Genomic DNA, 12,054 nt, shown 5'->3' on the forward strand with positions numbered 1-12,054 from the left:
TCGTTGGGCAGGATCGGTACAGATCACCGGTCAAGGAGGACCCTGCTCATGTCCAAGACCACCGCGCCCGTGCGGCGCCGCGCCCGGTCGTTCCGGCTGGGGCAGACGCCAGAGAAACGCCCGGTGTGGGTGTTCGCGTTGATCGGGTTCGCGGTCGGCGCGGTGCTGTTCGGCGGTGGCGGCTACCTGGCCGGCAAGCCGAGCGAGCAGGAACGGATGACAGACGACATCCGTGCGGCCGACGCGGCACGGGACGCCGAGCAGATCAAGTCCCTCACCGACCTGGCCCGCACCATGCGGGACGACCTGGCCCCAGTACTGGCGGGCCTGGAGGGCGAGGCCCCGGCGTCGGACGTGGCGTCCTGGCGGCAGACCGTCACCACGGCGGCGCGATCCTTCGACGACCCTCCGTCGGGCAGCACCGCCACCAACGTGGCGCGCGGCAGCCTGACCACGGCCGTCGACCAGTTGGCGGTCGCGGTCGACACCTACGAGCAGGGTCTGCGCGACCTGGCCCTGCGACAGCGGGACCTGGCGGTCACCACGTGGTCGGTTGGCGCGGCACAGCTGGACCAGATCAACATCGACGCGGGCTACGGACACCAGCACGTGTATCTGGAGAGCGGCGCGGACGAGGCGTTCACTTCGGACGGTGCCCAGGAGGGAACGGGCTGAGGAGGGCCGGACCCGGCCGGTCTACGAGGGCAATGCCGGCCGGTCCGGTCCTCGTCACGCCGGCGGCGGCCCTGCTTCCGCCCCGGCACCCAGTGCCTACCCCTTGCTCCCGCACCGAAAACCTCCTCATGCCAAAAGATTTTGAACGGCGGGAGCAACCGGTGGTTCGACGGCACGTCCCCTGTCCGAAAGATCCATGCAAGTGCACGTGCGGGGGCGTGTGCATCGATGTCCTTGGGGGACAACGAAATGAACGTTCGAAGATTTGCGATGGCTGCTGCCGTCGTGTCGGTCATGCTCGCGGGGGCGGTCGATGCGGGAGCCGAACAAGAGCTGCCGAGTGGGGCGGCGGCGCAGGCGAACGAGTCGGCTCCTTCGCGGTTCGTCGCGCTGACGCCGCAGCGGGTGCTGGACACGCGGGACACGAGGACACCCGTCGGCCAGGGCGGCACGATCACGGTGGACCTGTCGGGGCAGACACCCGCCACCGCGGTGGCGGTGGTGCTGAACGTCGTCGGGACGGAGGGAACCGCCAGCACGTTCCTGACGGCCTACCCCTCGGACCAGCCGCTGCCCGCGACGTCCAACCTGAACCTGTTTCCCGGCCAGACAAGGGCGAACGCGGTGACCGTCGCGTTGAGTCCGGACCGGCGCGTGACGCTGTACAACTCCGTGGGCACCACGCACGTGGTCGTCGACATCGCCGGCTACTACGCGACCGACCAGGGCGCCAAGTTCACCGCCGAGCACCCCGCGAGCCGGGCGATTGACACCCGGACCATCATGCCGCCGATCGGGCCTGGCGGCGTGGTGGACGTGCGACTGTCGCTGCCGTCGTGGGACCAGCCGAAGGCGGTGGTACTCAACGTGACCGCGGTGGACGCGACACGCAGGACCGTCGTGACGGCGTACACCTCCGGCCAGCCGAAGCCGCCGACGTCGAACCTGAACGTCTCACCGGGTGAGGTGGTGCCGAACCAGGTCACGGTGCCGCTGGACAGCACCAAGACGGTGCGCCTGCACAACGCCTTCGGCGAGGTGCACTTCGTCGTGGACGTCCTTGGCTACTACCGTGACGGCGTCGGCAGTGACTTCGTCGCGGTCACCCCGATTCGATGGTATGACACTCGGCCGGGCGGCGCGTTCGGCCTCAATGAAGAAGGCATCACCTTCCGGGGCTTCGAGGAGAACGTCACCGCCGTGGCGGCGAACCTGACGGGCACCAACGCCACCCAGGACCAGCACATCACGCTCTGGCCGGCCAGTGCCCGGCGCCTGGCCACGTCGAACCTCAACCTCACGACCGGCCAGACCGCTGCCAACGCGGTCACCGTCGGGGTCGGCTACAGCGTGAAGTTCGAGGAATACGCGGTGGACGGCATGAACAACAACTCCGGTAACGTCGACCTGATCTTCGATGTCGCCGGGTTCTTCGTACTGAACGACTGATCACCCACGCGTCGCCCAGACGGAACCAACCGTCCGGGCGACGCTCTTTGCCGGCCGCATCTGTAGGTTGAACGTCATGGGGCTGCGGGGAATGTGCGTCGGGTTGGCATCGCTGCTCGTGCTGGCCGGATGTGCCGAGGTCAACTCGGCCGTTGACGAGGCGGGAGCGGTCGCCGACAAGGCGTCGGTCTGCGCTGAGGCCCTCGGGCTCGCCGACCTCAACCCGCTCGTCGACCAGGAGCGGCTCAAGCAGCGGGCCGAGGACAAGGAACGCCGCCTGCGCGAGCTGGCGGAGGACGTCGCCGACGAGGATGTCAAGGCCTCGATCCTCGGGCTCGCCGACTCCTACCTCCAGGTGCAGAAGGAACGGATCGAGGACGCCGGCGTGGTGGCCGGCTGGGTCAAGCGGAACACCGAACGCCTCGACGCGCTCAGGAAGGCCTGTACGTGACCGACCCGACCTACGTGTTCGTCCACGGCTCCAACAGCAACTCGTTCAGCTGGGCGCCGCTGATGCGCGAGCTCGCCCTCCTCGGGCACCGCGCGTTGGCCGTCGACCTGCCCGGCCATGGCTTCTCGGCGCCGTTCCCGGTGTCCTACCAGGCGCCCCAGGACCTCGGAGCGCTGGCGAGTACGCCGTCGGACCTGGCCGGGGTGACCCTGGCCGACGCGGTCGACCACGTGATCGGCGTTCTTCGGCGGGCAGGCGAGCACGGCCCGGTGTTCCTCGTCGGACACAGCCGTGGCGGGGCCACGCTCACGGGCGTCGGCAACAAGGCTCCGGAGCTCGTCGACCGGATCGTCTACATCTCCGCCTGGTGCTGCGTCGACCTGACCGTCGGCGAGTACATGGCGACGCCCGAGTACGCGACCAGCGCGCTGGGCGATACCGCGGGCGTGCTGACCGGCGACCCAGCGACGCTCGGTGCGCTGCGCATGAACTGGCGCACCGCCGATCCGGCGCTGCTGGCTGCGCTGAAGAAAGCGATGCTCGCCGACGGCAGCGAGCAGGAGTTCCTCGCCTACCTGAACACCCTCGAGCCGGACGAGAGCCTCGACGCCGGCACCGAGCGGGTGGACGCCGCGACCTGGGGCCGGATCCCGCGCACGTACATCCGGCTCGCACGGGACACGTCCATCCCGATCGCCCTGCAGGACCGCTTCATCCGCGAGGCCGACGCGCTGACCCCGGACAACCCGTTCGACGTGCGCACGCTGGAGTCGAGCCACGTCGGGTTCCTGGTACACCCGGAGGAAGCGGCGGCGCTGCTCACTGATCGTCAATTCTCCACCAAATGAACCGTTAGGACGTGACGTAGTACCGGTCGGGCTGTTTGAATCCTCGGAACGATCTGTTTCGAGGAGCCGCGCATGGAACTGTCCCGCCGCCAGGTGCTGTCGCTCGTTCCCGCCGCCGGGTTGCTCGCCGTGGCCCGGCCGGGCATCTCCGCCGCCGAACCGGCCACCGGTCTGTCCCGGCTCGTCACCAACACCGTGGCGATCTTCGCGGGCACCGCCGAGTCCAACGCGCGGCCCGAGGTGGCGACCAAGATCGCCGCGATCAGCCGGGCCGCGCGGACGAACCTGGCCGCCATGGACGCGGCCGGTGACGGCGAACTGTTCGCCGGCCTGCCGCTCGGCACCAGCGACCCGAACCTCGTCCGCGCCTTCCAGAACCTGTACGAGATCGCGCTCGCCACCCGCACTCCCGGCGCCGATGTCCCGGCGGACGCGGCCACTCGGGTGCTCGACGGGCTCGTCTGGTTGCACGACCGCTACTACGGCGACCAGGCGGCCGGCTACTACGGCAACTGGCACAGCTGGGAGATCGGCATCTCCACCCACGTCAGCAAGATGTTGGCGCTACTGGAGAACGTGCCGACCGACCTCGTCGCCACCTATGTCACCTCGATGGACGCCTACCTGCGCAACGGGAAGAACGGCGACGTCGACCTCGACTCGAGGTTCCACACGGGAGCGAACCTCGCCGACATCACCACCAACCGCATGCTCCAGGGCGCGTTGCTCGGCGACGAGGCCAGGGTCACCAAGGCCGTCGCGGACCAGGCCACCGTGTTCGCCACCATCGATCCCTACCGCCTCGACCACGGGGTGACCGACGGCTACTACACGGACGGATCGTTCATCCAGCACCACTCAGTCGCCTACACGGGCTCCTACGGCAAGGCGCTGCTGACCCGCGTGGTGCAGGCGGTGAAGATGCTCGACGGCACCCCGTACGCGGGCGGCGCCGGGCTGGCCGACGTCGTACGCGGCTGGGTGGTGAACGGGTTCGCGCCGCTGATCTTCGAGGGCTGGCTGATGGAGATCGTCAAGGGCCGTGCGGTGTCGCGGACCACCACCGGCTACGCCGACGTCGCGGTGGTCGTCGAGGCCATTGTGGACCTCGCCGACTACGTCACGGATCCCTTGCCGCTGAAGGGATACGTCAAGTTCCTCCGTTCCGCCGCGACGGACCCGGCCGCGTTCGTCTCCCCGGAGAGCGTGCGGCGCTACGCCGACATCCTCGCCGACGGCACGATCCCGGCCGCCGACGTGAACCCGCCGTCCCGCAGTGTCGCGTTCAACGCCATGGACCGCACCGTGCACCTGCGGCCCGGCTACGCCTTCGCGCTCGCCCGCAGCTCGGACCGGATCAGCAGGTACGAGTACATGAACGGCGAGAACCTGATGCCCTGGTTCCAGGGCGACGGCGCCTACTACCTGTACCTGTCCGGGCAGGACCAGACGAAGGCGTTCGGCGTCGACTACTACACGACCGTCTCGCCCTACCGGCTCGCGGGCATCACCGCGCCGGTCGAGGAGCGGCGGACGGTGCCCGAGCTGTACGGGCGGTTCTGGTACGAGAACCCCGCCGCCGGCTTCACGTCATCGTCGGAGTCGCAGAACAGGTACGTGTACTTTCCCCGCGGCACCAACGGTTTCTCCGGTGGCGCGACGCTCGGCGTTTACGGGGTCGCCGGCATGGTCCAGTCGGACGACGTGCCGTGGGTGGACAAGGCCCTGCTGCCGCCCGACTTCGTGGCGTACCAGAACGCCCGTTCGGCGAAGTCGTGGTTCCTGTTCGACGACGAGATCGTGGTGCTGGCGGCCGGCATCCGCGACCCGGCCCGTCGTGCCGTGGTGACCACTGTGGACAGCAGGATCGCCGAGCCTTCTGACGCGGTCGTGGTCACGGGCGCCCGGCGTGACGGCCGCCCGTGGGGTGGCACGGGGACGGCCGAGCTGGCGTGGTTGCGGTACGCCAACGACACCGAGGGCACCTCGCTCGGCTACGTGTTCCTCGACCGGCAGAAGGTGACGGTCGAGCTGTCGCCGGTGACCCGCAGCCGGCGGGTGGTCCGCACGTCCAACCCGGACACCGCGGTCACCAAGAACGTCTTCTGCGCCACGGTCGCGCCGAGGAGGGACGCGCTGGCATACGCGCTGGTCCCGAACGCCGGCGCCCGCCCGGCGACACGGGTGCGGGTGGTCGTCAACACCGCTGAGGTGCAGGCCGTCACGCACCCGGGACTGCATCTGTTGGGAGTCAACACCTTCGCCGGCGGCTGGCATCACCCCGACCGGTTGACCGTGCACGGCCCGGCGTCCGTGCTGCTCAGAAAGGAGGACGTGGTCACACTGGCCATCTCGGACCCGACGATGAACCGCGACGAGATCTCGGTCGTCGTCCACGGCGCGCCACTGCGAGCGATCGCCGCGGACGACGGCGTCCAGGTGCGCCGCGTGCCGGGCGGCACGCTCGTGAAAGTCACCACTCATCAGGCCTACGGCCGTACCTTCACGGTCACCTTGCGCTGACGGGTCGTTTGTCCTGGTCAGACCTTCTGCCGTGGGCTTGCGGCCCAGCTCTGCCGAGCGGTGGGCCGGTGCTGCTCCGGGCGGCGCAATCTCGGACCCGACGGTTTCATTCCGACCGTGCCGGGCACCCCGTTCCTGCTCAACGTCCACGTGAGGAAGGAGCGCGCGATGTCGACCGCGGCAATTATTGTGCTTGTTGTAGTGCTGCTCGCGGCGCTGTTCGCCGCCGGCTGGTTCCTGGGCGGGTTCGCGCGTAGCCGCCGCCTGCGCAACCGGTTCGGACCTGAGTACGAGCGCAGCGTCGGGGCGGCCGAGAACCGCCGGGCCGCCGAGCGGGAGCTCAGCGAGAGGGAGAAGCGGTACGCGCAGCTGAAGCTGCGGCCGCTGTCCGACAGCCAGCGTGCCACCTACCTCGAGCAGTGGGCGCGGGTGCAGGAGCGGTTCGTCGACGAACCCGGTGACGCCGTCGTCGAGGCGGACGGCCTGGTCCACGCCGTGATGCGGGACCGTGGCTACCCGACCGACGGCTTCGACCAGCAGGCGGCCGACCTGTCCGTCGAGCACGCGTCGGTCGTGGACAACTACCGCGCCGGCCACCACATCCGCACGAGGCACGAGAGCGGTGAGGCCGCCACCGAGGACTTGCGGCAGGCGGTCGTGCACTACCGGACGATCTTCCGCGAGCTGGTCGGTCAGGCCGACACCCGGGCCGTCGGTCGCGCCGACACCCGGGCGGGCGAGATCCCGGAGGCACGAGTGGCCAGCGACGGCAACGCGGACCGTCAGGTGGACCGCACGCACGTCAAACGCTGAGCTGGAGGCGACAACGTATGGCTGAGAACAGGACCGCACCGGGACCGGTGCGCGACGAACGGATCGTCGAGGAGCCGGCTGGCTTCGACCATCCGCCGACCGACCGTATCCCCGCTATGGGTGATCTTCCGCGGGACGGGAGTGTCGCCGACAGACAGGACGACAAGCACGACAAGCCCGACGAGCCCGTGGCCGAGACGGTCGAGGTCGAGACGATCGAACCGGTGGAGACGGTCGAGGAGCCCGCTACCCCCACCGGCTCCGCCGAGCTGCCGGCCGCAACCGGGTTCTTCGACGAGGGCGCGGTCAGCCGGTTCCGGGACCGGTGGCGCGAGCTGCAGGCCGACTTCGTGGACGACCCGTCGCGCGCACTGCAAAGTGCCGACGAACTGGTCGACGAGGCGATCCGTGAGCTGTCCGAACGCAAGCGCGGCCTCGGCGGCCGGTGGCGTGACAGCGGCGACACCGAGGAACTGCGGGTCGCAATGCACGAGTATCGGTCGTTCTTCGACCAGCTATTGAACGCCTGAGTGGGCTCATGTGTTATTGAACCCGTGAGTAGCTAATTGACGCGGATCGCCGCTAGTTGCGATCCGCGTCGCTTTTTGTGATTTCCTGACATGTCAATTCGGTCAATTCAGCTTCTTGCCTGCTGCAATTTGCACGCGAGCGACCTGGCACGTAAGGGGCTTGACACGGTATGACCAACTGGACTTTTATCTTGGTTCGTCTGGAGTAGTGAGTCTGGTAAGGGTATTTTTCAAGCGCTGAGCTGGGGCGGGCGCGCGGTCAAAGAGGAAGGGGGCCTCGTGATGCTTGTCGCCGCCGGGCACGTCCACCATTTTGCGATGGGTAGCTGGTTGGTGTTCTTCGCGTATTTGGTGTCCGTCGTGGGTTGTGTGGTGGGTTTGGCGTGCACGCTGCAGGCCCGCCGCGGCGGTGACGGGAGTTCGCGAATCGGCTGGCTGGTGCTCGCCGCGGTGTCCATCGGCGGCGTCGGTATCTGGTTGATGCACTTCATCGCGATGCTCGGCTTCGACACGCCGGGCCTGCCGGTCCGCTACGACATCGGCCGCACGGTCATCTCGGCGGTGCTGTCGATCAGCGCGGTGTTCGTCGGGCTCGTGGTGTTCGGCGTCCGACCCCGCTTCTCCGTGTGGCGGCTGCTGCTGGGCGGCCTGATCATGGGCCTCGCGGTGAACCTGATGCACTACACGGGCATGTGGGCGGTCCAGGTCCAGGGCCGGATCAGCTACGACCACGGCATGGTGTGGCTGTCGGTCGCGATCGCGATCGTCGCTTCCACCGCCGCGCTGCTGTTCACGGTCCTGTTCGACTCCGTCGTGCTCCGCGGGGTGGCCGGCCTGATCATGGCCTTCGCGGTCACGGGCATGCACTACACCGGCATGGCGGCGGTGAACGTGGACATCGACCTGGCCGCGCCCGCCCCGACCGGTGTCGAGGTGTTCACGTTCCTCTTCCCGGTGTTCGTCCTGGCCGTGCTGGCACTGGCGATCCCGATCTACGCGGTGCTGATGGCCTCGACGTGGTCCGACAGCGACGACCCGCCGAGCGCGGGGACCGCCCTGTCGCAGATGCCCCCCGACCAGGAGCCCCTCGCGCCCCGGCACACGCCCGGCCCGAACCGGCACGGGGTGAGCCAGCTGGGCACCTCCCGGCACGTCGATCCGCGCGACCGCATCCCACGCCAACAGGCACGGCGGCGATAGGCACTCCGCCGGTATGTCCTGCCTACCCCCTCAGGACATGCCGGCGATCCCGGTAGCCGATGTCTCGGGCACCCGCCTGTCCGAGACATCGGCTACATCTTTCTCGTCATGCGCGTGCCACGATGCCTCGTTCGATCGCCTCGGTGGCGAAGTCGATCAGGCGGGTCGTGGAGACGCGTGCCTGCAGCGAGCCGCCGTGGACGATGTCGTCGGCCAGGCCGATGAGCGAGTCCCACACCCAGTAGGCCATCGCCGGGTGGTCGACCAGCGTGTGGCCCGCCGCCGCGGCCGTTTCGGACAGTGCGCGTTCCAGTGAGCGGGCCATCTTCCGGAAGATCGTCGCCGACGTGACCGCGCGCTTGCCCTTCGGGCCGCCGGCCAGCACCTTCGACTCCCACTGTTGGGCGGACCGGCCGAACAGCCGCCAGAGCTCCCGTACCTGCGGGACGATCTCCCGCAGCAGGCCCGCGATGCCGATGCCCCGGTCGAGCCCGTCGAGGGTGGTCCGCAGCGTCTCCAGCCGGGCGGCCATCAACGCGACGAACACGTCCTCCTTGCCCTCGAAGTACTGGTACAGCGTGCCAGAGCTGACCCCGGCGCCGACGGCGATGGCGCGCATGGTCAGGCTCGCGTAACCGGACTCGGCCAGCAGCTTCTCCGCGGACGAGAGGATGTCGCGTCTGCGTGCCTTCGCGTCGCCCCAGGCAGTCGTCTCCCCAGTGGTCTCCGTTGTCACGATCACCACCCTAGCAAGTTCGGACAACGTTCAGTGCATATTGAACGATGTTCAAAAGAGGCCTACCATCGGTCGGGTGCAAACGCATCTCGACTGGCTCGAGGCGGAAAGCATCGACATCATGCGCGAGGCAGCCGCCGAAAGTGAGCGTCCCGTACTGCTGTACTCCATCGGCAAGGACTCATCGACCCTGCTTCACCTGGCACGCAAGGCGTTCTACCCGTCGAAGCCGCCGTTCCCGTTGCTGCACGTGGACACCACGTGGAAGTTCCGTGAGATGATCGACTTCCGGGACCGCGTCACGGCTGAGCTCGGCCTGGAGTTGATCGTCCACCGCAACCCCGAGTGCCTGGCCCTCGGCATCAACCCGTTCGACCACGGCTCGGCCACCCACACGGACCTGTGGAAGACGCAGGGCCTGCGCCAGGCGCTCGACAAGCACCGGTTCGACCTGGCCTTCGGCGGTGCGCGGCGCGACGAGGAACCCGTGCGTGCCAAGGAACGCGTGTTCTCGTTCCGGACCGCCGACCACCAGTGGGATCCACGTGGCCAGCGGCCCGAGCTGTGGCGGCTGTACAACGCGCGGAAGGCGCCCGGCGAGAGCATCCGCGTGTTCCCGCTGTCCAACTGGACCGAGCTGGACATCTGGCGCTACATCGAACGCGAGGAGATTCCCGTGGTACCGCTGTACTTCGCCGCCCGCCGTCCGGTGGTCGAGCGGGACGGCACCCTCATCATGGTCGACGACGATCGCCTGCCGCTGCGTCCTGGTGAACAGCCGTCGCACGAGATGGTTCGGTTCCGCACCTTGGGGTGCTACCCGCTCACCGGCGCGATCCCCAGCACGGCCACCACGTTGCGCGAGATCATCGACGAGACCGTCGCCGCCGACACGTCCGAACGGCAGGGCCGGGTCATCGACCGGGACCAGTCCGGCTCGATGGAACGCAAGAAGCGGGACGGGTACTTCTGATGGATCTGTTGCGCTTCATTACGTGTGGCAGTGTCGACGACGGCAAGAGCACGCTGATCGGGCGGTTGCTCTACGACAGCCGTGCCCTGCACACCGACCAGCTCGCGGCGCTCACGTCGCAGGGCATGGACCTCGCCTCACTCGTCGACGGGCTGCTCGCCGAGCGGGAGCAGGGCATCACGATCGACGTGGCGTACCGGTACGTCGGCACGTCACGGCGGCGGTTCATCGTCGCGGACACGCCAGGCCACGAGCAGTACACACGCAACATGGTCACCGGCGCGTCCACGGCGGACGCCGCGGTGATCCTGCTCGACGCGCGCAAGGGGTTGCTGCGGCAGACCCGCCGGCACAGCCATGTCGTGTCGCTGCTGGGCATTCGCCGTGTCGCGCTCGCGGTCAACAAGATGGACCTGGTCGGCTTCCACGAGGGACGGTTCGCCGCGATAGCCGAGGAGTACCGCGAGTTCGCCGCCGGGATCGGCATCGACGAGGTAACGTGCGTGCCGATCGCGGCCATCGACGGGTCCAATGTGGTCGGCCGGGCCGCGCGGACTCCGTGGTACGACGGCCCGACCCTGCTCGAATGGCTGGAGACGGTGCCCGTCGACGCGGTGCGGCCCGGGCCGTTCCGCATGATCGTGCGCTGGGTGAACCGGCCGGACGCGGACTTCCGCGGCGTGTCGGGGCTCGTGGTCGGCGGGTCGGTGAAGGTGGGAGACCAGGTGCGCGTGCTGCCCGACGGCACCAGCAGCACGGTTGCGCGCATCGTCACGTTCGACGGCGACCTGGCTGAAGCGTCTGTCGGGCAGTCGATCACGGTCGTGCTCGCCGACGATCTCGACGTCTCGCGCGGCGCGGTGCTGGCCGCGACCGACCTGCCGGAGGTCACCGACGCGTGCCAGGCGGACCTGATCTGGATGTCCGAGCAGGAGATGCTGCCCGGCAGGCGGTACCTCGCCAAGGTCGGCGCCAGGACCGTCGGGCTCACGGTCGACGCGCCGAAGCACCGGCTGGACATCGACACGGGAACCCACCTTGCCGCGAAGACGCTACGGCTCAACGAGATCGGCAGGGGCAACGTCCACTTCGAACAGCCGGTCGCGCTGGACTCCTACCGCGCCAACCGCGACCTCGGCGGGTTCGTCGTGATCGACCACCTGACGAACGCGACGGTCGGCGCCGGCCTCGTACGCCACACCTTGCGCAGGGCCACGAACGTGCACTGGCAGTCGATGTCGGTGGACAAGACGATGCGCGCCAGGCTGAACGGGCACCGCGGCTGTGTCGTGTGGTTCACCGGCCTGTCCGGCGCGGGCAAGTCGACGATCGCCGACCTGGTGGAACGCCGCCTGTACCTGGCGGGCCGGCATACGTTCGTCCTCGACGGCGACAACGTGCGGCACGGGCTGAACAAGGACCTGGGCTTCACCGACGCCGATCGCGTGGAGAACGTGCGCCGCGTCGCGGAGGTGGCGGCGCTCATGGTCAACGCCGGCCTCATCGTGCTGGTGTCGTTCATCTCCCCGTTCCGTGCGGAGCGTGAGCTGGCCCGCGGCAAGGTCGCGGCCGAGGAGTTCTGCGAAGTCTTCGTCGACACCCCACTGGAGGTAGCCGAACAACGCGACCCGAAGGGCCTGTACGCCAAGGCCCGCCGAGGCGAACTCCCGAACTTCACGGGCATCGACTCCCCGTACGAACGCCCGGACACCCCAGAACTCCACCTGGACACAACAGAACTGACCCCAGAACAAGCCGCGGACGCGGTACTGGCCCACCTAACCACGAGCGGCGTCTGGTAACCCCGCGAGTCGCGCGTTCAGCCCCCGCGAGTCGCGGGGGCCGAGAGCGAGACT

At 68.6% G+C, this 12,054-nt stretch carries 10 protein-coding genes and 1 pseudogene; 10 read left to right on the forward strand and 1 reads right to left on the reverse strand.

The window, feature by feature from the left end; all coding sequences use genetic code 11:
- Window positions 1-48 precede the first annotated feature (48 nt).
- The 8 genes and pseudogenes from VF106_RS03195 to VF106_RS03230 all read left to right on the forward strand — a co-directional run.
- A complete protein-coding gene (locus VF106_RS03195; protein WP_330838020.1) occupies window positions 49-675 on the forward strand; it encodes a hypothetical protein in 627 nt (208 codons plus the stop codon).
- 270 nt (window positions 676-945) lie between these two features.
- The gene (locus VF106_RS03200) at window positions 946-2,124 is read left to right on the forward strand and encodes a hypothetical protein (RefSeq protein ID WP_330838021.1); all 1,179 of its coding nucleotides are present in this window, start codon (window positions 946-948) and stop codon (window positions 2,122-2,124) included.
- A 76-nt stretch (window positions 2,125-2,200) separates the two neighbouring features.
- Window positions 2,201-2,575 (forward strand): DUF8711 family protein, encoded by a 375-nt coding sequence (locus VF106_RS03205; RefSeq protein WP_330838022.1) that lies wholly within the window; start codon window positions 2,201-2,203, stop codon window positions 2,573-2,575.
- The gene (locus VF106_RS03210) at window positions 2,572-3,423 is read left to right on the forward strand and encodes an alpha/beta fold hydrolase (protein ID WP_330838023.1); all 852 of its coding nucleotides are present in this window, start codon (window positions 2,572-2,574) and stop codon (window positions 3,421-3,423) included. The genes VF106_RS03205 and VF106_RS03210 overlap by 4 nt, the downstream gene beginning before the upstream one ends.
- A 72-nt stretch (window positions 3,424-3,495) precedes the next feature.
- Window positions 3,496-5,946 (forward strand): polysaccharide lyase family 8 super-sandwich domain-containing protein, encoded by a 2,451-nt coding sequence (locus VF106_RS03215; protein WP_330838024.1) that lies wholly within the window; start codon window positions 3,496-3,498, stop codon window positions 5,944-5,946.
- A gap of 168 nt (window positions 5,947-6,114) precedes the next feature.
- Entirely contained in the window at window positions 6,115-6,759 is a 645-nt protein-coding gene (locus VF106_RS03220; protein WP_330838025.1) for a hypothetical protein, read from the forward strand.
- A gap of 17 nt (window positions 6,760-6,776) precedes the next feature.
- Window positions 6,777-7,289 (forward strand): hypothetical protein, encoded by a 513-nt coding sequence (locus VF106_RS03225; RefSeq protein ID WP_330838026.1) that lies wholly within the window; start codon window positions 6,777-6,779, stop codon window positions 7,287-7,289.
- Window positions 7,290-7,571: 282 nt separating this feature from the next.
- Window positions 7,572-8,318, forward strand: a pseudogene (locus tag VF106_RS03230) (MHYT domain-containing protein); the annotation flags it as partial.
- Between the two features lie 277 nt (window positions 8,319-8,595).
- On the opposite strand, the gene VF106_RS03235 reads toward VF106_RS03230, so the two are convergent.
- Complete coding sequence (locus VF106_RS03235; RefSeq protein WP_330838028.1) at window positions 8,596-9,225, reverse strand: TetR/AcrR family transcriptional regulator; 630 nt, start codon at window positions 9,223-9,225, stop codon at window positions 8,596-8,598.
- Between the two features lie 121 nt (window positions 9,226-9,346).
- Between VF106_RS03235 and cysD the strand changes: the two genes are divergently transcribed.
- Window positions 9,347-10,198, forward strand: coding sequence for a sulfate adenylyltransferase subunit CysD (gene cysD, locus VF106_RS03240; protein ID WP_330838064.1), 852 nt, complete (start codon window positions 9,347-9,349; stop codon window positions 10,196-10,198).
- The gene (cysN, locus tag VF106_RS03245) at window positions 10,198-12,000 is read left to right on the forward strand and encodes a sulfate adenylyltransferase subunit CysN (protein WP_330838029.1); all 1,803 of its coding nucleotides are present in this window, start codon (window positions 10,198-10,200) and stop codon (window positions 11,998-12,000) included. The genes cysD and cysN overlap by 1 nt, the downstream gene beginning before the upstream one ends.
- Window positions 12,001-12,054 lie beyond the last annotated feature (54 nt).

Origin of the sequence: Actinophytocola sp., assembly GCF_036378875.1 — a bacterium.
Classification (GTDB): domain Bacteria; phylum Actinomycetota; class Actinomycetes; order Mycobacteriales; family Pseudonocardiaceae; genus Actinophytocola.